The organism is Luteibacter sp. NPDC031894, from assembly GCF_050273135.1.
Lineage (GTDB): Bacteria > Pseudomonadota > Gammaproteobacteria > Xanthomonadales > Rhodanobacteraceae > Luteibacter.
Window position 1 is genome coordinate 384,288 of sequence record NZ_JBNNMV010000001.1, and the last position, 22,662, is coordinate 406,949.

22 protein-coding genes are annotated in these 22,662 nt (G+C 66.2%); all 22 read left to right on the top strand.

The window, feature by feature from the left end; translation table 11 throughout:
- The first annotated feature begins 64 nt into the window (after window positions 1-64).
- The 22 genes from fabF (at window position 65) to nuoN (ending at window position 22,541) form a co-directional block, all read left to right on the top strand.
- Window positions 65-1,354, top strand: a complete 1,290-nt coding sequence (gene fabF, locus ACQKIE_RS02005) for a beta-ketoacyl-ACP synthase II (protein WP_427455247.1) — start codon at window positions 65-67, stop codon at window positions 1,352-1,354.
- Window positions 1,355-1,358: 4 nt separating this feature from the next.
- A complete protein-coding gene (locus ACQKIE_RS02010) occupies window positions 1,359-2,705 on the top strand; it encodes an aminodeoxychorismate synthase component I (RefSeq protein WP_427455249.1) in 1,347 nt (448 codons plus the stop codon).
- Window positions 2,702-3,547 carry an aminodeoxychorismate lyase gene (gene pabC, locus ACQKIE_RS02015; protein ID WP_427455251.1) on the top strand — a complete coding sequence of 282 codons (846 nt, stop codon included), beginning with the start codon at window positions 2,702-2,704 and terminating at the stop codon, window positions 3,545-3,547. The genes ACQKIE_RS02010 and pabC overlap by 4 nt, the downstream gene beginning before the upstream one ends.
- A gap of 2 nt (window positions 3,548-3,549) precedes the next feature.
- The gene (mltG, locus tag ACQKIE_RS02020; RefSeq protein WP_427455253.1) at window positions 3,550-4,572 is read left to right on the top strand and encodes an endolytic transglycosylase MltG; all 1,023 of its coding nucleotides are present in this window, start codon (window positions 3,550-3,552) and stop codon (window positions 4,570-4,572) included.
- Entirely contained in the window at window positions 4,563-5,213 is a 651-nt protein-coding gene (tmk, locus tag ACQKIE_RS02025) for a dTMP kinase (protein WP_427455255.1), read from the top strand. Before mltG ends, tmk begins: the two co-directional genes overlap by 10 nt.
- Entirely contained in the window at window positions 5,210-6,145 is a 936-nt protein-coding gene (holB, locus tag ACQKIE_RS02030; protein WP_427455257.1) for a DNA polymerase III subunit delta', read from the top strand. Before tmk ends, holB begins: the two co-directional genes overlap by 4 nt.
- 62 nt (window positions 6,146-6,207) lie before the next feature.
- Window positions 6,208-7,170 carry a PIG-L deacetylase family protein gene (locus ACQKIE_RS02035; RefSeq protein ID WP_427455259.1) on the top strand — a complete coding sequence of 321 codons (963 nt, stop codon included), beginning with the start codon at window positions 6,208-6,210 and terminating at the stop codon, window positions 7,168-7,170.
- 35 nt (window positions 7,171-7,205) lie between these two features.
- Window positions 7,206-7,565 (top strand): PilZ domain-containing protein, encoded by a 360-nt coding sequence (locus ACQKIE_RS02040; protein WP_427455261.1) that lies wholly within the window; start codon window positions 7,206-7,208, stop codon window positions 7,563-7,565.
- Between the two features lie 296 nt (window positions 7,566-7,861).
- On the top strand, window positions 7,862-8,218 hold the full coding sequence (locus ACQKIE_RS02045) for an NADH-quinone oxidoreductase subunit A (protein ID WP_427455263.1): 357 nt from the start codon (window positions 7,862-7,864) through the stop codon (window positions 8,216-8,218).
- Window positions 8,209-8,763 (top strand): NuoB/complex I 20 kDa subunit family protein, encoded by a 555-nt coding sequence (locus ACQKIE_RS02050; protein WP_427455265.1) that lies wholly within the window; start codon window positions 8,209-8,211, stop codon window positions 8,761-8,763. Before ACQKIE_RS02045 ends, ACQKIE_RS02050 begins: the two co-directional genes overlap by 10 nt.
- Before the next feature lie 13 nt (window positions 8,764-8,776).
- Entirely contained in the window at window positions 8,777-9,505 is a 729-nt protein-coding gene (locus ACQKIE_RS02055; protein WP_427455267.1) for an NADH-quinone oxidoreductase subunit C, read from the top strand.
- A 27-nt stretch (window positions 9,506-9,532) separates the two neighbouring features.
- Window positions 9,533-10,762, top strand: a complete 1,230-nt coding sequence (locus ACQKIE_RS02060; RefSeq protein WP_427456777.1) for an NADH-quinone oxidoreductase subunit D — start codon at window positions 9,533-9,535, stop codon at window positions 10,760-10,762.
- Window positions 10,763-10,783: 21 nt separating this feature from the next.
- A complete protein-coding gene (gene nuoE, locus ACQKIE_RS02065; protein WP_427455270.1) occupies window positions 10,784-11,311 on the top strand; it encodes an NADH-quinone oxidoreductase subunit NuoE in 528 nt (175 codons plus the stop codon).
- A gap of 10 nt (window positions 11,312-11,321) precedes the next feature.
- Complete coding sequence (gene nuoF, locus ACQKIE_RS02070) at window positions 11,322-12,665, top strand: NADH-quinone oxidoreductase subunit NuoF (RefSeq protein ID WP_427455272.1); 1,344 nt, start codon at window positions 11,322-11,324, stop codon at window positions 12,663-12,665.
- Window positions 12,662-14,977 carry an NADH-quinone oxidoreductase subunit NuoG gene (nuoG, locus tag ACQKIE_RS02075; protein WP_427455274.1) on the top strand — a complete coding sequence of 772 codons (2,316 nt, stop codon included), beginning with the start codon at window positions 12,662-12,664 and terminating at the stop codon, window positions 14,975-14,977. Before nuoF ends, nuoG begins: the two co-directional genes overlap by 4 nt.
- A 2-nt stretch (window positions 14,978-14,979) precedes the next feature.
- Window positions 14,980-16,002: an NADH-quinone oxidoreductase subunit NuoH gene (nuoH, locus tag ACQKIE_RS02080; RefSeq protein ID WP_427455276.1), complete on the top strand. Its 1,023-nt coding sequence runs from the start codon at window positions 14,980-14,982 to the stop codon at window positions 16,000-16,002.
- 5 nt (window positions 16,003-16,007) lie between these two features.
- A complete protein-coding gene (nuoI, locus tag ACQKIE_RS02085) occupies window positions 16,008-16,499 on the top strand; it encodes an NADH-quinone oxidoreductase subunit NuoI (protein ID WP_427455278.1) in 492 nt (163 codons plus the stop codon).
- Between the two features lie 18 nt (window positions 16,500-16,517).
- Window positions 16,518-17,171: an NADH-quinone oxidoreductase subunit J gene (locus ACQKIE_RS02090; RefSeq protein WP_427455280.1), complete on the top strand. Its 654-nt coding sequence runs from the start codon at window positions 16,518-16,520 to the stop codon at window positions 17,169-17,171.
- The gene (gene nuoK, locus ACQKIE_RS02095) at window positions 17,168-17,473 is read left to right on the top strand and encodes an NADH-quinone oxidoreductase subunit NuoK (RefSeq protein ID WP_072321332.1); all 306 of its coding nucleotides are present in this window, start codon (window positions 17,168-17,170) and stop codon (window positions 17,471-17,473) included. Before ACQKIE_RS02090 ends, nuoK begins: the two co-directional genes overlap by 4 nt.
- A gap of 4 nt (window positions 17,474-17,477) precedes the next feature.
- Window positions 17,478-19,541, top strand: coding sequence for an NADH-quinone oxidoreductase subunit L (gene nuoL / locus ACQKIE_RS02100; protein ID WP_427455282.1), 2,064 nt, complete (start codon window positions 17,478-17,480; stop codon window positions 19,539-19,541).
- A 14-nt stretch (window positions 19,542-19,555) separates the two neighbouring features.
- The gene (locus ACQKIE_RS02105) at window positions 19,556-21,067 is read left to right on the top strand and encodes an NADH-quinone oxidoreductase subunit M (protein WP_427455283.1); all 1,512 of its coding nucleotides are present in this window, start codon (window positions 19,556-19,558) and stop codon (window positions 21,065-21,067) included.
- A gap of 13 nt (window positions 21,068-21,080) precedes the next feature.
- Window positions 21,081-22,541 carry an NADH-quinone oxidoreductase subunit NuoN gene (gene nuoN / locus ACQKIE_RS02110; protein WP_427455284.1) on the top strand — a complete coding sequence of 487 codons (1,461 nt, stop codon included), beginning with the start codon at window positions 21,081-21,083 and terminating at the stop codon, window positions 22,539-22,541.
- Window positions 22,542-22,662: the final 121 nt, after the last annotated feature.

Below are 22,662 nucleotides of genomic sequence, written 5' to 3' on the forward strand. Positions count from 1 at the left end.
TTTGCGTCTAACGCAACCTGCGCCCGCGTATGGTTTGCGCGGAACAAGTGAAGGATGAGAACGCATGAGTAAGCGACGTGTGGTAGTGACCGGCATGGGCATCATCTCGCCGGTCGGCAATGACCTCGCCACCGCGTGGAAGAATGTCGTTGAGGGCAATAGCGGCATCGGCCCCGTCAGCGAATTCGACGCCACCGCGTACGCGACGAAGATCGCGGGCGAAGTGCACGACTTCGATCCGGTCGAGGCGTACTTCGTCGGCTCCGACGCGGGCGACGACGAGAAGCGCGCCATCGCGAAGGACTTCAAGCGGATGGACCCGTTCATCCACTACGGCATCGTCGCCGGCACGCACGCGTTCCGGCAGTCGGGCCTGAAGGTCACCGACGAGAACGCGGGGCGCATCGGCGTCGCGGCGGGCGCCGGTATCGGCGGCCTGCACACGATCGAGGCCACCGCGATCGAACTGCGCGACAAGGGTCCGCGCAAGGTGTCGCCGTTCTACGTGCCCAGCTCCATCATCAACATGGTGGCCGGCAACCTGTCGATCTACCACGGCATGAAGGGCCCGAACATTGCGTTGGTGTCGGCTTGCACGACGGCCGCCCACAACATCGGCATGGCCATGCGCCTCATCCAGTACGGCGACGCCGACGCGATGCTGGCGGGCGGTTCCGAGTTCGCGACCACCCCAACCGCCATGGCGGGCTTCTGCTCGGCCAAGGCGATGTCCACGCGCAACGACGATCCGACGCACGCCAGCCGTCCGTGGGATACCGGTCGCGATGGCTTCCTGCTGTCCAATGGCGCGGGCATGCTCATGCTCGAGGAGTACGAGTTCGCCAAGGCCCGCGGCGCGACCATCCTGGCCGAGTTGATCGGCTTCGGCATGAGCGGCGACGCGTACCACATCACCGCTCCCAGCGGCGACGGTGCGGAACTGGCCATGCGCAACGCGCTGCACGATGCCGGCCTGAAGCCGGAAGAGGTGCAGTACGTGAACGCGCACGGCACGTCGACGCCGGTGGGTGACCTGGGCGAAGCCAAGGCCATCCGCAACGTGTTCGGCGAGCACGCCACGAAGAAGGGCCAGTTCGCCGTCAGCTCCACGAAGTCGGTCACCGGGCACCTGCTCGGCGCGGCAGGCGGCGTGGAGGCGATCTTCTCCATCCTGGCGCTGCGCGACGGCGTCATGCCGCCGACGATGAACCTCGAGCATGTCGATCCCGAGGTCGAAGCCCTCGGCATGGACCTCGTGCCGAACAAGGCCGAGAAGGCGGACCTTCATGTCGTCATGTCGAATTCGTTCGGCTTCGGCGGCACCAACGGCACGCTCGTTTTCCGTCGCGTCTGACGCGTTGGCATTCGTCACGCGAACCCTGAGCGGCCGGCGCGATCTCCTCGCGCCGGCCGCGTCGTATCCGCGGCGCTACGCCGCGCTGCTCGCCAGCGCCGTCACAGGTACGCCGCAGGCGCGCTTCGACATGCTCTTTGTCGCGGGAAGCGAATCGCTGACGCTGTCGGCCGACGGCACGACGCGCAACGAAGACGGTGACGTCCAGTCCGGCACATTCCTCGACGCCCTCGACGCCGCATGGGACACGCATCGCCGTCCGCGTGTCGACGACGGCCTGCCATTCCATGGCGGCTGGGTTGTGTACCTCGCGTACGAACTCGTCGGTCAGATCGAACCGAGCCTGCATCTGCCGACCTCGGGTGGCGCGACCCCCGTCGCCTTCGCACTGCGCGCACCCGCCGCCGCCATCGTCGACCATGTCGAGCAGCGCACCGTGCTCGTGGCGGAAGAGGGGGCCGAAGCGTGGCTGGACATCCTTGCCGCCGACCTCGATGCCGCGACGCCCGACGAGGTGCTTGCGATGCCGCTGGGTGTCGACGAGGACGACCCCTCGCGCTTCCTCGACGGCGTGCGGCGCGTGCACGAACACCTGCATGCGGGCGACGTGTTCCAGGTGAATCTTTCGCGCCGCTGGACGGCGCGCTTTGCCGATGCGCCGTCACCGGCCAGCTTGATGCGCGCCCTCCGTGCGGCGAACCCGGCGCCTTTCGCCGGCTTGCTGCAACAGGCGGATTGGGCCGTCGTCAGTTCGTCGCCGGAACGCCTGGTGGCGTCGCGCGACGGTGTGCTGCAGACCCGGCCGATCGCGGGGACGCGCCCGCGCGTCGCCGGCGACGACGACGCCGCGCGCGTGCGCGAACTCGTCACGCACCCGAAGGAGCGCGCGGAACACGTCATGCTGATCGACCTCGAACGCAATGACCTCGGCCGCGTATGCGTACCGGGCAGTGTGTCGGTGGACGAGTTCATGGTGGTGGAGAGTTATGCGCACGTGCACCACATCGTTTCGAATGTGCGCGGGCGCGCGCGTGACGGCGTGACGCCGGGGCAAGTGATCGCCGCCACGTTCCCGGGCGGCACGATCACCGGCTGCCCGAAGGTGCGTTGCATGGGGATCATCGGGGCGCTCGAACAGGAGCCGCGCGGAGCGTATACCGGCGCGCTTGGCTACCTCGATGACAATGGCGACATGGACCTCAATATCCTCATCCGCACCTTGTCGGTCGACGGCGCGACTGTCTCGCTGCGCGCCGGCGCGGGCATCGTCACCGATTCGATACCCGAGCGCGAGCTGGAAGAGACCCGGGCGAAGGCGCGCGGGTTGCTCCGCGTGTTCGGCCTGGCATGACGACGCGCGTCTCCGTCGATTTCATCGCGTCGGACCGCGTGTCCATCACGGATCGCGGTTTCACTTACGGCGACGGCCTTTTCGAGACGCTGCGCATCGTCGGCGGGCGGGCGCCACTCTGGCCGCGTCACGAAGCGCGCCTCGCGCTCGGTTGTGAGCGCCTGCGCCTGCCGCTGCCCGACATGTCGGCCATCCGGGACGAAGCGATCCGCCTGGCGGAAGGTCTCGACGATGCCGCGGCGAGGATCACGCTGACCCGTGGCACCGGCACGCGTGGCTACGCACCCCCGCCGGCGCCGCGCCCGACGCTCGCGGTGTCCGTTGCGCCATTGGCGCCATTGGTCCTGGATACGTCCGCGAGCGTCGATGGCGTGGCGGTGCGCCTCTGCGCCACCCGGCTGGCGATCCAGCCCCTTTTCGCCGGATTGAAGCATCTCAATCGCCTCGAGCAGGTCATGGCGCGCGCGGAGTGGGACGATCCCGCCATTGGCGAAGGCCTCATGCTGGACACCGCTGGCGACCTGGTCTGCGCCACCGCCGCCAACCTCTTCGCCGTTTTTTCGGGCACGCTGGTGACGCCGCTGGTGGACCGCTGCGGCGTTGCCGGTGTCGCGCGCGCGGAAGTGCTCGCGGTGCGCGACGTGGCGGAGGTCCGGCTGAACCCGGCTCGACTCGCGGAAGCCGACGAGGTCTTCCTCACGTCGGCGGTTCGCGGCATCCTCCCTGTCCGGGTTTTCGCGACCCGCACGTGGCAGCCCGGACCCGTCACCCGCGCCTTGCAGGCGCACTGGCGCGGTATCGGCCTGTCGTCGCCAACAGGTTTCGAGGGTCCGGATCGATGAAAATGCGCGGCATCGCCTTGGGGCGGGCCATCCTGCTGGTGGTACTGATCGCGGCGATCGCCGCGGGCTCCTGGCTGTGGTTTGACTGGGCCCGTTTCGCCGGCACGCCTTTGGCCGTTCCTTCGACCGGGCAAAGCATCGACGTCGTACGCGGTGCTTCGTTCAAGGACATCGTGCGCGACTTGCGCGCGCGCAAGGTGACGCGGGGCTCGCCGCTTTACTGGCGCCTGCTGGCGATGCAGATGCGGGCATCCGGCCGCCTGCACGCGGGCGAATATGCGTTGCGACCCGGCATGACACCGCGCGACCTGCTTGCCGACATGGCGACGGGTAAGGTCATGCAACGCAACTTCACGATCGTCGATGGCTGGACCTTCAGCGACCTGCGCCGTGCGCTGGCGGCGGTAGACACGCTGACGCACGACACGGCGGGCGTCGACGGTGCCGAACTGATGAAGCGCCTGGGCGCCGAAGGCGACGATCCGGAAGGCCGGTTCCTTCCTGAAACGTATGCCTACGTGAAAGGCGACACCGATTCGAGCATCCTGAAGCGCGCTTACGTGGCAATGACGAAGACGCTGGACGCCGCCTGGACCGGCCGCGCCCAGGACCTTCCACTCGCCACGCCCTACGAGGCACTGATCCTCGCTTCCATCGTCGAGAAGGAGACGGGCAGGGCGGACGAGCGGCCGCGTATCGCCGGCGTGTTCGTGCGGCGCCTCCAGTTGCGCATGCTCCTGCAGACGGATCCGACCGTCATTTACGGCATGGGCTCGGCGTACGCGGGCAATATCCACCGCAGCGATCTCACGACCGACAGTCCCTACAATACGTACACCCGGGTCGGCCTACCGCCGACGCCGATCGCCCTGCCGGGTCGCGCGGCGATCCAGGCGGCGCTGCATCCGGCGGAAGGGAAAGAGCTGTACTTCGTCGCGCGCGGCGATGGCAGCCACGTCTTCTCGTCGACCCTGGAACAACACAACCGGGCCGTGGCCTGCTACCAGTTGAAGCGATGCCAGTGACCAACCACCAGCGCGGACGATTCATCACCCTCGAGGGCGGCGAAGGCGCCGGCAAGAGCACGTTGCTGCGCGGCCTGGAAGCGCACCTGCGCGAGCAGGGTATCGACCTCGTCGTGACCCGCGAACCGGGCGGCACCGATGTCGGCGAGGCCGTGCGCGCCGTCGTGCTCGACGCCGGCAACAACGAACTCTGCGCCGAGGCCGAGCTGCTGCTCATGTTCGCCTCGCGCGCGCAGCTGGTGCGCCAGGTGATCGAGCCTGCGCTGGCCGGTGGGCGCTGGGTGCTTTGTGACCGATTCACCGATGCGAGCTATGCCTACCAAGGTGGCGGACGCGGCCAACCCATCGCACGCATCGCCGACCTGGAACGATGGGCCGCCGAAGGGTTGAAGCCGGACGTCACCCTGCTGCTCGACCTTCCCGTGAGCGACGGCCGCGCGCGCGCGGCGGGTCGGGGTGAGATCGACCGCATCGAGGTGGAGGGCGACGCGTTCTTCGAGCGGGTGCGCGACGCGTATCGTGCACGTGCCGCGGCGGAGCCGGCGCGCTTCCGCCTGCTGGACGCCAGCGCGTCGAAGGACGATGTCCTCGCGCAAGCCATTGCGGGCGTCGCCGGGCTCCTTCCCGAGGCGACTTCGTGAGCCCCTGGCCCTGGCACGACGATGCCTGGTCGCGCCTGCAAGCGCGGCGCGAGCGCGGTGCGCTTCCGCATGCGCTGCTGCTGGCAGGGCCGGCGGGCCTGGGCAAGCGCGACTTCCTCGCCGCCTTCGTCAGGGGACTGCTCTGCCAGCGTCCGGTGCAGGGCGTCGCCTGCGGCACCTGCCGCGCCTGCCAGTTGCTCGATGCCGGCAGCCATCCCGATCTGGTGGCGCTGTCCTTCGGGCTGCGCAAGGACGGCGTCACACGCAGCGAGATCGTCGTGGACCAGGTTCGCGACCTGTCGCAGCGACTGTCGATGGCCAGCCAGTTCGGCGGGTGGCAGGTGGTGACCATCGATCCGGCCGACGCCATGAACGCCGCGGGGGCCAACGCGCTGCTGAAGACGCTCGAAGAACCGACGCCGTCGACCTTGCTGGTCCTTGTCGCCGACGAACCCGCCCGGTTGCCTACGACGATCCGCAGCCGTTGCCAGCGCATCGATTTCCTGGTTCCGCCGCGCGAGGTCGCCCTGGACTGGCTGCGCTCCCAAGGCGTGGCCGACGCCGTCGCGGCACTGGATGCCGCCGGGGGCAATCCCGGCATGGCACGTGCGTGGGCGGCCGACGGCGCGTTGAAACAGCGCGCCGAGGTACGACACGACCTCAAGGCGTTGGCCGCCGGACGAGGCGACCCCATGGAAGTCGTCAAGCGCTGGCAGGCCGCGGATCCGTCGCGCTACCTGTGGTTCGCCGCGCAGGCGGCGACCGACGAATTGCGGGCGAGGGCCTCAGGAGCGCCGCTACCGCTGGAGAGCCAGCTCGATGATGAAGCGCTCGATGGCTGGTACGGCCGGGCGAACCGCGCGCGTGACGCGCTGCGTGGCCCGCTGAGGGCCGACCTGCTGCTGCTGGAAGTGCTCGCCGCCTGGCGTTGACGCGCTTTTATCGCGGTTTCGGTCTTAATCGAGCCGACGTTTCGATCCACCAGGAGCTTCCCTTGTCACGCAATCCCGTCATCGACGGTGGCACCCGCCTCCTCGTCGTCGCTCCGCACCCGGACGACGAGTCGCTGGCCGCGGGCATGCTGATCCAGCGAACGCTGGCGGCGGGCGGGCGGGCCGATGTGCTCCTGCTGACCGATGGCGACGACAATCCGTGGCCGCAGCGTTGGCTCGAGCATCGTCTCGTGGTCGGGGCCGCGGATCGCGCGCGCTGGGGCGCGAGGCGCCGCGGCGAAGTCGCGGCCGCGCTCGGACGGCTTGGCGTGGGTGCCGACCACCTCCATGCGCTGGGCTGGCACGACATGCAGGTCACGGAAGAACTTCGCCTGCGCCATGCTGCCGCCGTAGGCGCCGTACGGCGCGTACTCGAGCGGGTAAGGCCGACCCTGGTGGTCATTCCCGACCTCGGCGACAGCCACCCCGACCATGGTTCCGCCCACGTGCTGGCGCGGCTCGCGCTCGCGGCGGCCGGATCCATGGCCGACGTACTCACCTACATGGTGCACGGCACCGAGCGGTCCGCCCCGGAAGACCTGCTGGTGCCGGACCGGGACCCGGAGCGCCAGGCGGCGAAACTCGCCGCCGTGCTCGAGCACGAAACCCAGATGGCCCTGAGCCGGAAGCGGATGCTCCGCATCGCCTCCCGGCCGGAACGTTTCGACCGACCGCCTCCGGCACCGGGTGCCGGAGCCCTGCGCCTACCCTGGCGACCGGGACCGCTTTCCCGTGCGCGCCTCCGGCTGGTCCTGGCGGATGGGCAGGGCGTCGTGGCATGGCCTTGGCGCAAGGCGCCCCTCGAACAGGTAGGCGGCGATTGGATATTGTCCCTGCGCGACGCACCGGGCCCTGCCTTCGTCAAGCTCACCGCGGACCTCTCCACGCCATGGATCTACGACCGCTATGGCTGGGCCGGCCAGGATCCCGAGCCGGTCGGGCTTGTGGCCCGGCCGGTGGGCTAGCTAGCATGGTCGCGAATCCAGGGAATCCAACGTCCATGAATGCCACCAGCTCCTCGCCGCGACAGGGCATCCTCTCGCTGAAGATCAAGGACGTGAACTCCCTGTACATCTCGTACATGCCCTACCTGAAGACCGGCGGCCTGTTCGCGCCGACGGCTCAGCGCTACAGCCTGGGCGACGAGGTGGCGCTCCTGGTTACCCTCATCGACGAGAACGAGCGCATCTCGGTGGCCGGCAAGGTCGTCTGGATCACCCCGGTCGGCGCGCAGGGCAATCGCACGGCCGGCGTGGGCGTCCAGTTCAACGAATCGCCGGAAAGCGAGGCCGCCCGGCAGCGGATCGAGGGCTTGCTCGCGGGAACCCTCTCCTCGGAACGTCCGACCCAGACCATGTGACCACCGGCGCGACACCGCGCCGCACTGTCCAGCAGGGGTGAAAAGCTTGCGAATGCACCATCGCAAGGCATTTCCCCGTCATTAAGGCTTGTCGGCATACCTGCACGCACTGGTACAATAGATCGGTTCCCCAACCTGAGATTGTGGATATCCGGAGTCGTTGGCGCGCCCGTCGTGCCGGCACGGATCGGACCGTTTGGATCGATTCGAAAAAAGCTCCGGCGTCACTAGCCGGACCGCTCGTCCCCGTCGACGGTCACTGATGCGCCCAGCGAGGCGCGGAGGTACGCAGCATCGTGCTTGCCCAATACTGGCCCGTCCTGTTGTTCATCGCCGTCGCCGTCGGCCTTGGCATCGCCCTCCTGGTGATCGGCATGCTTGCCGGTCCGCAGCGTCCGGACGCGGAGAAGCTCGCGCCCTACGAGTGCGGCTTCGAGGCCTTCGAGGATGCGCGCATGAAATTCGACGTGCGCTACTACCTCATCGCCATCCTCTTCATCATCTTCGACCTCGAGATCGCCTTCCTTTTCCCCTGGGCGGTGGTCTTCGCCAAGATCGGCATCATCGCCCTGGTTGAAATGGCGCTGTTCCTCGCGCTGCTCGTGGTCGGTTTCGCTTACGTCTGGAAGAAGGGAGCGCTCGAATGGGAGTGATGACCAGCATCGACCGGGTGATGCACAACCCGGAGCCGCTCAACCTCGTCGACGACATCATTCGTCCGAACGGCGACGCGCCGGCGGTCAACCGTGGCTTCGGCGTCACCAGCGTCGACGCGCTGATGAACTGGGCGCGCACGGGTTCCATGTGGCCGATGACCTTCGGCCTCGCCTGTTGCGCCGTCGAGATGATGCACGCGGGCGCCGCGCGCCTCGACCTCGACCGCTACGGCGTGATCTTCCGCCCCAGCCCCCGCCAGTCCGACGTGATGATCGTGGCCGGCACGCTGGTCAACAAGATGGCTCCCGCGCTGCGCAAGGTCTACGACCAGATGCCCGACCCGAAGTGGGTCATTTCGATGGGCTCCTGCGCCAACGGCGGTGGCTACTACCACTATTCCTATTCGGTCGTGCGTGGCTGCGATCGCATCGTGCCGGTCGACATCTACGTGCCGGGTTGCCCGCCGACGGCCGAAGCGCTGATCCACGGCATCCTGCAGTTGCAGAAGAAGATCCGCCGCACCCACACGATCGCGCGCTAAGGGCCAGGGCATCATGAGCGTTATCAACGAGACCTCGCTGGTCGAACGGCTCGCCGCACGCTTCGGCGACATGCTGAGCGTGAAGGTCGAGCGCAACGAAGTCACCGCCGAGGTGGCTCCGCGCGACCTCATCTCCGTCGCCACGGCGTTGCGCGACGAAGCGGGCTTCCGCTTCGGCACCATCATCGACGTATGCGGCATCGATTACCTCGGTTACGGCAAGTCCGAGTGGGACACCGACACGGCGCAGGGCGAGAGCTTCTCGCGCGGCGTCGAAGGTCAGGCCGTCGGCCGCTTCACCTGGGACGAGCGTCCGCGCCAGGTCGAACAGCAGCGCCGCTTCGCCGCCGTCATCCACCTGCTGTCGATCGAGTTCAACCAGCGCATTCGCCTGCGCGTGTCCTGCGAGGACGACGCGTTCCCCGTGGTGCCGTCGATCACGCCGATCTGGCCGGGCGCCGACTGGTTCGAGCGCGAGGCGTTCGATCTCTACGGCATCATCTTCGAGGGCCATCCGGACCTCCGCCGCATCCTCACGGATTACGGCTTCGTCGGTCACCCGTTCCGCAAGGACTTCCCGCTGATCGGCAACGTCGAGGTGCGCTACGACCCCGAGCAGAAGCGCGTGGTGTACGAACCGGTTTCGATCGAGCCGCGCGTGCTGGTGCCGCGCACGATCCGCAACGACGCCGACCTCGATCAGGCCAGGGCGGAATCCGCCGACCACTGGCGGGAGAATTAAGCCGTGGAAGAAATTCGCAACTACACGATGAACTTCGGTCCGCAGCATCCCGCTGCGCACGGCGTGCTGCGCCTCGTGCTGGAAATGGACGGCGAGACGATCGTCCGCGCCGATCCGCACGTGGGCCTGCTGCACCGTGGCACCGAAAAGCTCGCCGAATCCAAGCCGTTCAACCAGTCGATCGGCTACATGGATCGTCTCGACTACGTCTCGATGATGTGCAACGAGCACGCCTACGTGCGCGCCATCGAGAACCTGCTCGGCATCGAGGCGCCCATCCGTGCGCAGTACATCCGCACGATGTTCGACGAGATCACCCGCATCCTGAACCACCTCATGTGGATCGGTTCGAACGCGCTCGACCTCGGTGCGATGGCGGTGTTCCTCTACGCGTTCCGTGAGCGCGAGGAACTGATGGACGTCTACGAGGCGGTGTCGGGCGCGCGCATGCACGCGGCCTACTATCGTCCCGGTGGCGTGTACCGCGACCTGCCGGAGCAGATGTCGAAGTACCGCGAGTCGCCGTGGCACAAGGGCAGCGACCTCAAGCGCCTGAACGCCTGGCGCGAAGGCTCGATGTTGGACTACCTCACGGAGTTCACCAACGACTTCCCCGCGCGCGTCGACGAATACGAGGCGCTCCTCACCAATAACCGTATCTGGAAGCAGCGCACGGTCGGCATCGGCGTCATCACGCCCGAACAGGCGCAGGCCTGGGGCATGACGGGCGCGATGCTGCGCGGCTCGGGCGTCGCCTGGGACCTGCGCAAGAAGCAGCCGTATGCCGCCTATGCCGACATGGACTTCGACATCCCGGTCGGCGTCAGCGGCGACTGCTACGACCGCTACCTGGTGCGCGTCGAGGAAATGCGCCAGTCCAACCGCATCGTCCAGCAGTGCATCGCATGGCTGAAGGCCAACCCTGGCCCGGTGATGGTGCAGAACTACAAGGTCGCACCGCCCAGTCGCGAAGAAATGAAGAACGACATGGAAGCGCTGATCCACCACTTCAAGCTCTTCACCGAAGGCTACGGCGTGCCCGCGGGCGAGACGTATGCCGCGGTCGAAGCGCCGAAGGGGGAGTTCGGCTGCTACCTCGTGTCCGACGGTGCCAACAAGCCGTTCCGCGTGCACCTGCGCGCGCCCGGCTTCGCGCACCTGTCCTCGATCGACGCCATCGTGAGGGGCCACATGCTCGCCGACGTCGTCGCGATGATCGGCACCTACGATCTCGTCTTCGGCGAAGTCGACCGCTAAGTCGACGGAGTGAACTGAACCATGAAAGCCACCGGTCATTTCGAGCAGGTCAAGGACGTCGATCCCCTCGTCGTGCTCAACGATCACACCCGTGCCCACATCGACCACTGGGTGTCCAAGTTCCCGCCGGATCGCAAGCGCTCGGCGCTGATCCAGTCGCTCATGGGCGCCCAGGAACAGAATCAGGGCTATCTCACCGACGCCCTTATCACCGCGGTCGCGAAATACCTCGAGCTGCCGGCGATCTGGGCGTACGAGGTCGCGAGCTTCTACTCGATGTTCGAGACCTCGCCCGTCGGACGCAACAACGTCGCCATCTGCACCAACATTTCCTGCTGGCTCAACGGCGCCGAAGGCATCGTGCGCCATTGCGAGAAGAAGCTCGGCATCCGGACCGGCGAGAGCACGGCCGACGGCCGCATCTACCTCAAGCAGGAAGAGGAGTGCCTGGCCGCATGCGCCGGCGCGCCGATGATGGTCGTCAACGGTCACTACCACGAGAAGCTGACGACCGAAGCGGTCGACGCGATCCTCGACGGTCTGAAGTGAGGTAAGGGCAATGGCTAGCACCACCGGTCCGGTCGGACCCGCACCGCAGGAACACCAGGTCGTCTACACGACCCTGCATTTCGAGAAGCCGTGGGCGCTCGAAAGCTACGAAAAGGTCGACGGCTACAAGGCTTGGCGCAAGATCCTCGCCGAGAAGCCCGATCCCGCGGCCCTGATCGAAGAGATCAAGAAGAGCTCGCTGCGCGGTCGCGGCGGCGCCGGCTTCCCGACGGGCCTGAAGTGGTCCTTCATGCCGCGCAACGCGCCCGGTCAGAAGTACATCCTGTGCAACTCGGACGAGTCCGAGCCGGGCACCTGCAAGGATCGCGACATCCTGCGTTTCAACCCGCATTCGGTCATCGAAGGGCTGGCGATCGCCTGCTACTGCACGGGCTCGACCGTCGCCTACAACTACTTGCGCGGCGAGTTCCACCACGAGCCGTTCGAGCACATCGAGGAAGCCCTGAAGGAAGCCTATGCGGCCGGCCTGCTCGGCAAGGACATCGGCGGCTCGGGCATCGACGTCGACATCTACAACGCGCTCGGCGCCGGCGCATACATCTGCGGCGAAGAGACCGCGCTGATGGAATCGCTGGAAGGCAAGAAGGGCCAGCCGCGTTTCAAGCCGCCGTTCCCGGCCGGCTTCGGCCTCTATGGCCGTCCGACCACGATCAACAACACCGAGACCTACGCGTCGGTGCCGGCGATCCTGCGCAATGGCGCGGAGTGGTTCCTCAACATCGGCAAGCCGAACAATGGCGGTCCGAAGATCTTCTCGGTGTCGGGCCACGTGAACAATCCCGGCAACTTCGAGATCAAGCTGGGCACCTCGTTCGCCGACCTGCTCGCCATGGCCGGCGGCGTGCGCAAGGGTAACAAGCTGAAGGCGGTCATCCCTGGCGGTTCCTCGATGAAGGTGCTGCCGGCCGAGAAGATCATGGAATGCACCATGGACTACGACTCGCTGCAGAAGGCGGGATCGGGCCTGGGTTCCGGCGCGGTGATCGTCATGGACGACACCACCTGCATGGTGCGTGCGTGCCACCGCATCTCCCGCTTCTACATGGCGGAGTCGTGCGGCCAGTGCACCCCGTGCCGCGAAGGCACCGGCTGGATGTACCGCGTGCTGTCGCGCATCGTCGAGGGCAACGGCACGCAGGACGACCTGCACCGCCTGAAGGCCGTCGCCGGCCAGATCGAAGGCCACACCATCTGCGCCTTCGGCGAAGCGGCCGCGTGGCCGGTGCAGGGCTTCCTGTACCACTTCTGGCACGAATTCGAATACTTCGTGGAGCATGGCCGTTCGATCGTCGACGGCCCGGCTGACACGGTCACCACTGGAGTCGCTGCATGAGTGCGCAGCCCGTAGCCAATGCCGCGCCGGACGTCGTCAACATCGAGATCGACGGCGTACCGGTGCAGGTAGCCAAGGGGTCGATGATCATCCAGGCGGCCGATGCCGTCGGTATTCCCATCCCGCGCTTCTGCTACCACCGCAAGCTCCCGATCGCCGCCAACTGCCGCATGTGCCTGGTGGAAATCGAGAAGATGCCGAAGCCCGCGCCGGCCTGCGCCACGCCGGTGGGCGAGGGCATGAAGGTCTTCACGCGTTCGGACAAGGCGCTCAAGTCGCAGCGCAACGTGATGGAGTTCCTGCTCATCAACCATCCGCTCGACTGCCCGATCTGCGACCAGGGCGGCGAGTGCGAACTGCAGGACGTCTCGCTCGGTTACGGCCGGTCGGTGTCGCGCTACAACGAGCGCAAGCGCACGGTGGCGGACGAAAACCTCGGGCCGCTGATCGCGACCGAGATGACCCGCTGCATCCAGTGCACCCGCTGCGTCCGCTTCACCAGCGAGATCGCGGGCACGTACGAGCTCGGCGGCATGAGCCGCGGCGAGAACCTGGAGATCGGCACCTACATCGGCAAGACGATCGAGAGCGAACTGTCGGGCAACATCATCGACGTCTGCCCGGTCGGCGCGCTGACCAACAAGCCGTTCCAGTTCCAGGCACGCGCCTGGGAACTGATCGCGCGTCCGTCCATCGGTTACCACGATGCGCTGGGCTCCAACCTGTGGATGCACACGCGTCGCGGCGAAGTGCTGCGCAACGTGCCGCGCGACAACGAGACCATCAACGAGTGCTGGCTCTCGGACCGTGACCGTTACAGCCACCAGGGCCTGTACGCCGCCGATCGCGTGAAGTCGCCCATGGTCAAGCGCAACGGCCAGTGGTCGGCCACCACGTGGGACGACGCGCTCTCGGTCGCCCGCGAGGCGCTGAAGAGCGTCGCCGGTTCCGATCTCGGCGTGCTCGTGCACGGCGCCACGTCGAACGAGGAGGGCGAGCTCCTGGTCCGCCTCGCACGCGGTCTCGGCAGCGCACATATCGACCACCGCCTGCGCCAGCTCGATTTCGCCGACAATGCGTTCGCGAAGCCGTTCGCCTCGACCATCGCGTCGTTCCAGTCGGTCAGCTCCGCGCTGCTGGTCGGTTCCGACCTGCGCCACGAAGTGCCGCTCCTCAATCATCGCCTCCGCCAGGCGGTGAAGAAGGGCGCGAAGGTCTACGCGGTCAATCCGGCGCACTTCAACTTCAACTACCCGCTGGCCGGAGAGTCCGTCGCCGCGCCGCACGTGCTGGTGAACGAGTTGCTGGTACTGGCCAAGGCCGCCGGCGAGAACGGCGCGACCGTGCCGGAGCCGCTGGCCCCGGCGCTGCAGGGCGTGGAAACCACCGACGCCCACCGCGACGCCTTCAAGGCGCTTTCGACGGACGGCGCGGTGGTCGTCTTCGGACATGCCGCGGCGACCCATCCTGAAGCGTCCTGGCTGCGTGCCATCGCGCGTTTCATCGCGCAGGCGGCCGGTGCCGCATTCAACGAGCTTCCGCTTTCGGCCAACGCGCTGGGCCTGGCCGCGGTCGGCGTCCTGCCGAGCGCGGGCGGTCTCGACGCACGCGCCATGCTGGCGCAGCCGCGCAAGGGTTACGTGCTCTACAACGTCGAGCCGCCGCATGACTTCGCCGACGGCACGCTCGCCCTGCAGGCGATGCATTCCGCGCAGACCGTGGTGGCTTTCGCCGCGTTCGCCGGCGAAGCGCTGAAGGACTCGGCGGACGTGATCCTGCCGATCGGCCTTACGCCGGAGATCGACGCCACCCTCGTCAATGTCGAGGGTAATGCGCAGGTCGCGCTGGCGGGCGCCAAGGCCCCTGGCGACGCACGTCCGGGCTGGAAGGTACTGCGTGCCCTTGGCGGTGCGCTCGGCCTGCCGGGCTTCGAGTTCGACGACCTCGCGGGCCTGCGCGACGGCCTTACCGAACGTACTTCTGAAACCCGTCAGCAACTCGCACAGCGCGGCACGGGCGTGGCGTTCTCGCGCCTTGCCACGACGCCGATCTACCGCGGCGACGCGGTGCTCCGTCGTGCCGGCGCGCTCAACGCGCATCCGCTCAATCGCGCGCCCGCCATCCGCATCAATGCGGACGACGCCGGCAACCTCGGTCTCGCCGACGGCGGTAACGCCCGCATCGGCGATGCCGTCCTGCCGGTGGCGATCGATGCCGCGGTGCCCGCGGGCGCCGTGTGGATCGAAGCCGCGCATTCCGAAACCGCCATGCTGCCTCCGTACGGCGCGGCCATCACCCTGAGCAAGGCGTAACCATGGGCGCACAACTCTTCGACCACCTGTTGATGCCCGTGCTGTTCATCGTGGCGATCGTGCTGCCGCTGATCATCGCGGTGGCCATGTTCGTCTACTGGGAACGCAAGGTCATCGGTTGGATGCACGTCCGCATGGGGCCGAACAAGATCGGTCCCCTCGGCCTCCTGCAGGCCTTCGCGGACGTGGTCAAGCTCCTGCTGAAGGAAGTGATCCTTCCGACCAACGCGAACAAGTTCCTGTACTACCTCGCGCCGATGCTGGCGCTTGTCCCCGCGCTGGCCGCCTGGGCGGTCGTACCGTTCGGTCCCGAGACCGTGCTCGCCAACGTCAATGCCGGCGTGCTCTACCTGCTCGCGATGACCTCGATGGGCGTGTACGGCATCATCCTGGCCGGCTGGTCCTCGAACTCGCGCTACGCGATGCTGGGCGCCATGCGCGCGGCCGCACAGGTCATCTCCTACGAGCTGGCCATGGGCATGTCGATCGTGTGCGTGCTGGTGCTGACGGGTAGCCTCAACCTCACCGCGATCGTCAACGCGCAGAGCGGCAACTTCTTCGACTGGTTCTGGCTGCCGCTGCTGCCGGTCTTCGTCATCTACTTCGTCTCGGGCGTGGCGGAAACCAACCGCGCGCCGTTCGACGTGGCGGAAGGCGAGTCCGAAATCGTGGCCGGTTTCCACGTGGAATATTCCGGCTCCGCCTTCGCGATCTTCTTCCTGGCCGAGTACGCCAACATGATCCTGGTGAGCTTCCTCGCCTCGATCCTGTTCATGGGCGGCTGGCTGTCGCCGTTCCCTGAGTCCTGGGGTTTCATCGGCCACGGCGGTTTCCACTGGCTGTTCATCAAGGCCTTCTTCTTCGCCTTCCTGTTCCTGTGGTTCCGCGCCAGCTTCCCGCGCTATCGCTATGACCAGATCATGCGCCTCGGCTGGAAGGTCTTCATCCCCATCACCATCGTCTGGGTCCTCGTCGCCGGCTGCATGAAGTATTTCGGCTGGGTCCACCTCGGCACGGGAGCCTGAAAACCATGACCCGCGTTACCCATTACTTCAAGAGCCTGCTGCTCATCGAGCTGTTCCAGGGCATGGCGCTGACCATTCGCTACATGTTCAAGCCGAAGTACACGATGCGCTACCCGATGGAGCACATCCCGAAGTCGAACCGCTTCCGCGGCCTGCACGCCCTGCGCCGTTATGCCAACGGCGAGGAACGCTGCATCGCGTGCAAGCTGTGCGAAGCGGTGTGCCCGGCCCTGGCGATCACGATCGATTCGGCGCCGCGCGCGGATGACGGCCAGCGCCGTACCACGCGCTACGACATCGACCTGTTCAAGTGCATCTTCTGCGGCTTCTGCGAAGAGAGCTGCCCGGTCGATTCGATCGTGGAGACGCATGTGCACGAGTACCACTTCGAACATCGTGGCGAGAACGTGGTGACGAAGGCCCAGCTGCTGGCCATCGGCGACCGCTTCGAGCAGGACATCGCTGCCGCCCGCGCTCAGGACGCGGCGTACCGCTGAGCGCCCGGAGACCATGCGATGAATAACGACCTGCTCCAACTCATCTGTTTCTACTTCTTCGGCGCCGTGGCCGTCCTCGGCGGCCTGATGGTCATCACCGTGAAGAACTCGGTCCATGCCGTGCTCTCGCTGGTGCTGACCTTCTTCAGCATGGCCTGCGTCTGGCTGCTGGCCGAAGCCGAATTCCTCGCCATCGCCCTCGTGGTCGTCTACGTGGGCGCGGTGATGGTGCTCTTCCTCTTCGTGGTGATGATGCTCGACATCAAGCAGGAGGCGGTCCGTGAGGGATTCATCCGCTACCTGCCGGTCGGCATCATCGTCGCCTTGGTCATGCTGGCGGAAATGCTGGCGATGATCGGGGTGAAGGCGATGCATGCGCACACCCTCGGTCCGAACCCGGCAGGCGACTCCAACGTCGCGTGGCTGGGCCAGGCGCTCTACACGGAGTTCCTGCTGCCGTTCGAAATCGCCGCCCTGATCCTCACCGTGGGCATCGTGGCGGCAGTGGCGCTCACCCTGCGCCAGCGCCCTGGCGTGCGTCACCAGACCGCTGCGCAGCAGGTGGCCGTGAATGCCGCCGACCGCGTGCGCATCGTGAAGGTCGCCGTCGAGCAGCCAGCGTCGGTGAACCCGGCGCCGGTCGTCGTGCCCCCGCAGGAGAACGCCCCGTGATCACGCTTTCCCATTTCATCGTCCTCGGCGCGATCCTGTTCTGCATCGCCGTCGCCGGCCTGTTCATCAACCGCAAGAACGTGATCGTGCTGCTCATGGCGATCGAGCTGATGCTCCTGGCGGTGAACACCAACTTCGTGGCTTTCTCGCGCTTCTTCGGCGACGTGGGCGGCCAGGTATTCGTGTTCTTCATCCTCACCGTGGCCGCGGCGGAGTCCGCCATCGGCCTGGCGATCCTGGTCCTGCTGTTCCGCAACCGCAGCACGATCAACGTCGCCGAAATCGACAGCATGAAGGGTTGATCCGATGAGTCTCTCGCTTTCAATCCTGCTGACGATCGCCCTCGCGCCGCTGGTGGGTTCGATCCTGGCCGGTCTTTTCGGCAAGGTGATCGGCCGGGCAGGGGCGCACACCGCGACCCTCCTCGGCGTCGCGATCGCTTGCGGCCTGTCCTTCTACGTCCTCTACCAGCTCGTCTGGGGCGGGGCACAGAACTTCAACCAGGACGTCTACACCTGGTTCGAGATCGGCCGCTTCCATGCTTCCGTCGGCTTCATGGTCGACCGCCTGACCGCCATGATGATGGTGGTCGTCACCTTCGTGTCGTTGCTGGTGCACCTGTACACCATCGGCTACATGGCGGACGATCCGGGCTACCAGCGCTTCTTCAGCTACATCTCGCTGTTCACCTTCTCGATGTTGATGCTCGTCATGAGCAACAACTTCATGCAGCTGTTCTTCGGCTGGGAAGCGGTGGGCCTGGTGTCGTACCTGTTGATCGGCTTCTGGTACAAGCGCCCCACGGCGATCTTCGCCAACCTCAAGGCCTTCCTGGTCAACCGCGTGGGTGACTTCGGTTTCCTCCTGGGCATTTCCGCGATCCTGTACTTCCTGGGCACGCTGGACTACCAGACCGCCTTCGACCATGCCCCGACGCTGGTGGGCAAGACCCTGCAGATCACCCAGAACCATGCCTGGGATGCGGCGACGGTGATCGGCATCCTGCTGTTCATCGGTGCCATGGGCAAGTCGGCCCAGGTGCCGCTGCACGTGTGGCTGCCCGATTCGATGGAAGGCCCGACGCCCATCTCGGCGCTGATCCATGCGGCCACGATGGTGACCGCGGGCATCTTCATGGTCGCCCGCATGTCGCCGCTGTTCGAGCTGACGGACGCCGCACTGTCGTTCATCCTCGTGATCGGCTCGACCACGGCGCTGTTCACCGGCCTGATCGGCATCGTCCAGAACGACATCAAGCGCGTGATCGCGTACTCGACGCTTTCGCAGCTCGGCTACATGACGGTCGCGCTCGGCGTGTCCGCTTATAGCGGCGCCGTGTTCCACCTGATGACCCATGCGTTCTTCAAGGCGCTGCTGTTTCTCGGCGCGGGCTCGGTCATCATCGGCATGCACCACGAGCAGGACATGCGCTACATGGGCGGCCTGCGCAAGTACATGCCGGTCACCTGGATCACGATGTGGATCGGCTCGCTGGCCCTCGCCGGCACGCCGTTCTTCGCGGGCTTCTATTCGAAGGACGCCATCATCGAGGCGGTCGGCGAGTCGCATCGCTGGGGCGCCGGTTACGCGTACTTCTGCGTGCTGGGCGGCGTGTTCGTCACGTCGCTGTACAGCTTCCGCCTGCTCTACATGACCTTCCACGGGAAGGAGCGCTTCACGGTGTCGCATGGCCACGGCCATGGCCATCACGACGCGCATGCGGCGCACGACGACGCGCATGGCGACACGCACAAGGAAGACCCGCACCACGAGCCGGGCGTGCTGGAGCATGCGCCGCACGAATCGCCCTGGGTGGTGACCGTGCCGCTGGTCCTGCTGGCGATCCCGTCGCTCCTCATCGGCTTCTTCACCATCGGGCCGATGCTCTACGGCGACTGGTTCGGCAAGGCGATCCACGTCGACGAAGCGAACAACGTGCTCGGCGAACTGGCCCACGAGTTCCACGGTGCCTTCGCGATGGGCCTGCACGGCTTCACCGCCGCCCCGTTCTGGCTGGCCTTCGCGGGCTTCGCCGTGGCCACGTACGTGTACCTGTTCAACCCGTCGGTCGCCACCAAGGCGAAGAACGCGCTGAAGCCGGTGTACACGCTGCTCGACCGCAAGTACTGGATCGATGAAGTCTATTTCGCGGTGTTCGCGAAGGGTGGCGTAAAGCTGGGCGAAGGCCTGTCGAAGGTGGGCGATGCCGCGATCATCGACGGCGCCGTCGTCAATGGCTCGGCCAACCTCGTGCAGCGCATCGCCAGCGGCACCCGCCGCCTGCAATCCGGATTCCTCTTCCACTACGCGTTCGCCATGATCCTCGGTCTGATCCTGCTCCTCGGCGGGTACTGGCTGATCGGGCAATAAGGGAAACGAGCTCTATGTCGAATCACTTGCTCAGCCTGCTGATCTGGCTCCCGGTCGTCGGTGCCGTCCCGGTACTGCTCGCCGGCGCCGGCCGGCCCGGCCTCGCCCGATGGATCTCGCTGCTGGTGGCGGTCGCCACCTTCGCCGCCAGCCTGGCCCTCCTGCCTGCTTACGATGCCGCCACGGGCACGCTCCAGCTCAACGAATCGATGAGCTGGATCCCGACCCTGGGCATCAATTATTCGCTGGCCGTCGATGGCATCTCCGTCGCCCTGATCATCCTCACGACCTTCGTCCAGATCCTGGTGATCGTCGGCGCGTGGGAAATCATCCAGAACAAGCCGCACCAGTACATGGCCGCGATGCTCGTGCTGGAAGGCCTGATGATCGGCGTCTTCTGCGCCACGGACGCGTTGCTGTTCTACGTGTTCTTCGAGGCCATGCTGATCCCGATGTTCATCCTCATCGGTATCTGGGGCGGCCCGCGCCGCGTCTACGCCACGCTGAAGTTCTTCATCTACACGTTCTTCGGCTCGATCTTCATGCTGGTCGGCCTGATCTACCTGTACCACAAGACCGGCGGCAGCTTCGCCATCGCCGACATGGCCAACGTCCACCTCACGCTGACCGAGCAGGCCTGGCTGTTCTTCGCCTTCCTGCTGGGCTTCGCGATCAAGGTGCCGATGGTGCCGGTGCATACGTGGCTACCGGATGCGCACGTCGAGGCGCCCACCGGCGGCTCGGTGGTGCTGGCGGCGGTGATGCTGAAGATCGGCGGTTACGGCTTCCTGCGTTTCAGCCTGCCGATCACGCCGGATGCCTCGCACCAGTTCGCCTGGCTGGTCATCGTGCTCAGCCTGATCGCGGTCTGCTACATCGGCTATATCGCGCTGGTGCAGCAGGACATGAAGAAGCTGGTCGCCTATTCGTCGATCGCCCACATGGGCTTCGTGACGATGGGCATCTTCATCGGCTTCCTGCTGGTCCGCGAGTCGAACAATCCCGATGCCGCGCGCCTGGGCATGCAGGGTGCGATGGTGCAGATGATTTCGCACGGCTTCATCTCCGGCGCGATGTTCACCTGCATCGGCGTGCTCTATGACCGCATGCATACGCGCCAGATCAAGGACTACGGCGGCGTCATCAACGTCATGCCGATCTTCGCGCCGTTCTACGTGCTGTTCGCCATGGCCAACAGCGGCCTGCCGGGCACCAGCGGATTCGTGGGCGAGTTCATGGTCATCCTGGCCTCGTTCAGCGCCAATCCGTGGATCGCGCTGTTCGGCGCCTTCACCCTGATCATCGGTGCCGCCTACACGCTGTGGATGGTGAAGCGCGTCCTCTGGGGCGACATCAAGAACAAGCACGTGGCGGAACTGAAGGACATCAACGGTCGCGAGATCTTCGTCCTGAGCGCCTTCGCGGCCGGCGTGCTGGTCCTCGGCATCTGGCCGGAGCCGCTGGTCCACCTGATGGATGCGTCCGTTGCTCGTATCGTCGAGCAGCTGGCCATCACCAAAGTCTGAGCGGGAACTATCCATGCCGAGTATCAACGACATCCTGATCCTGCTCCCCGAGGCCTACCTCGTGGTGGCGGCTTGCGTGCTGCTCCTTCTGGATGCGTACCTGAAGCCGGCCCAGAAGGGCATCGTCCACTGGCTTTCCATCCTCGTGATGCTGGTCGCCGCCTGGCTCGTCGTCGACGGCCAGCCCGCCAGCCCCGTGACCGCCTTCAGTGGCATGTTCGTCCGCGACGGCGTGTCCGAGGTGCTGAAGTTGTTCTCGCTGCTGATCATGGCGGTGATCTTCGTCTACGCGCGTCCGTACCTTAGGGAGCGGGCGATCCCGTTCGGCGAGTTCTACACGCTGTCGATCTTCGCCACCGTCGGCGTCATGTTCCTGGTCGCCGCCGGCAGCCTGGTCACGGTGTACCTGGGCCTCGAACTGCTCACCTTGTCCTCGTACGCGCTGGTCGCATTGAACCGCGATTCGCGCCTGTCCTCGGAAGCGGCGATCAAGTACTTCGTGCTGGGCGCGCTGGCTTCGGGCATGCTCCTGTACGGCATGTCGATGGTCTATGGCGCCACGCACAGCCTCGACCTGCACGCGATCCACGCCGCCATCGTCGGCACCGAGTGGAAGACCCTGCTGCTGTTCGGGCTGGTCTTCATGATCGTGGGCATCGGCTTCAAGCTGGGCGCCGCACCGTTCCACATGTGGATCCCGGACGTCTACCAAGGCTCGCCGACGGCGGTCACCGTGTTCATCGGCTCGGCGCAGAAGCTTGCCGCCTTCGGCATGGCCTACCGCCTGCTGTCCACTGGCATGGGTGACATCGCCGGTGGCGCGACGGGGCTCGCCCCGCAGTGGCAGATGATGCTGGCCGTGCTGGCGGTGCTCTCGCTGGCCATCGGCAACCTGGTGGCGATCGTGCAGACGAACCTGAAGCGCCTGCTGGCCTATTCGACCATCTCGCACATGGGTTACCTGCTGGTCGGTCTGGTGAACGCCGGTCCGGAGGGCTACTCGGCCTCGATGTTCTACGCGGTCAGCTACGCGCTCACCAGCGCCGCGGCGTTCGGCGTGATCCTCGTGCTCTCTCGCTCGGGCTTCGAGTGCGAAGAGATCGACGACCTGCGCGGCCTGAACCAGCGGTCGCCGTGGTTCGCCTTCATGATGCTGCTGGTGATGTTCTCGCTGGCCGGCGTGCCGCCGCTGTTCGGCTTCTTCGGCAAGCTGCTGGTGCTGAAGGCGGCGATCGACGCGGGCATGATGTGGCTCGCCATCGTCGGCGCCGTGTTCGCGATCATCGGCCTGTACTACTACCTGCGCGTGGTGAAGGTGATGTACTTCGACGCGCCGGTGGAAGGCAAGGACGTGCGCGCCACCGCCGACGCCCCGGCTCGCTGGGTGTTGTCGATCAACGCTGTCGCGCTCCTGGTCCTGGGCTTCACCTGGGCACCGCTGCTGGCGTGGTGCCAGAGGGCGTTCGCGGGCTGAGTGCACGCGCGACGCCCATGAAGAAGCGCCGGTCCGCCGGCGCTTTTTTTTTGCTTTTTTTTTCATACGTCCGTAAGAAAAGGGCTTGCAAGAATCCGGCCACCTCCATATACTTGCTGAC

Coding starts and splice junctions, on each gene's coding strand:
- nuoL (WP_427455282.1), top strand. CDS start 17,478: ATGAGTCTCTCGCTTTCAATCCTGCTGACGATCGCCCTCGCGCCGCTG.
- ACQKIE_RS02090 (WP_427455280.1), top strand. CDS start 16,518: ATGAATAACGACCTGCTCCAACTCATCTGTTTCTACTTCTTCGGCGCC.
- ACQKIE_RS02055 (WP_427455267.1), top strand. CDS start 8,777: ATGAGCGTTATCAACGAGACCTCGCTGGTCGAACGGCTCGCCGCACGC.
- nuoI (WP_427455278.1), top strand. CDS start 16,008: ATGACCCGCGTTACCCATTACTTCAAGAGCCTGCTGCTCATCGAGCTG.
- fabF (WP_427455247.1), top strand. CDS start 65: ATGAGTAAGCGACGTGTGGTAGTGACCGGCATGGGCATCATCTCGCCG.
- nuoG (WP_427455274.1), top strand. CDS start 12,662: ATGAGTGCGCAGCCCGTAGCCAATGCCGCGCCGGACGTCGTCAACATC.
- ACQKIE_RS02050 (WP_427455265.1), top strand. CDS start 8,209: ATGGGAGTGATGACCAGCATCGACCGGGTGATGCACAACCCGGAGCCG.
- ACQKIE_RS02040 (WP_427455261.1), top strand. CDS start 7,206: ATGAATGCCACCAGCTCCTCGCCGCGACAGGGCATCCTCTCGCTGAAG.
- nuoN (WP_427455284.1), top strand. CDS start 21,081: ATGCCGAGTATCAACGACATCCTGATCCTGCTCCCCGAGGCCTACCTC.
- tmk (WP_427455255.1), top strand. CDS start 4,563: ATGCCAGTGACCAACCACCAGCGCGGACGATTCATCACCCTCGAGGGC.
- nuoH (WP_427455276.1), top strand. CDS start 14,980: ATGGGCGCACAACTCTTCGACCACCTGTTGATGCCCGTGCTGTTCATC.
- ACQKIE_RS02105 (WP_427455283.1), top strand. CDS start 19,556: ATGTCGAATCACTTGCTCAGCCTGCTGATCTGGCTCCCGGTCGTCGGT.
- pabC (WP_427455251.1), top strand. CDS start 2,702: ATGACGACGCGCGTCTCCGTCGATTTCATCGCGTCGGACCGCGTGTCC.
- nuoF (WP_427455272.1), top strand. CDS start 11,322: ATGGCTAGCACCACCGGTCCGGTCGGACCCGCACCGCAGGAACACCAG.
- nuoE (WP_427455270.1), top strand. CDS start 10,784: ATGAAAGCCACCGGTCATTTCGAGCAGGTCAAGGACGTCGATCCCCTC.
- ACQKIE_RS02060 (WP_427456777.1), top strand. CDS start 9,533: ATGAACTTCGGTCCGCAGCATCCCGCTGCGCACGGCGTGCTGCGCCTC.
- mltG (WP_427455253.1), top strand. CDS start 3,550: ATGCGCGGCATCGCCTTGGGGCGGGCCATCCTGCTGGTGGTACTGATC.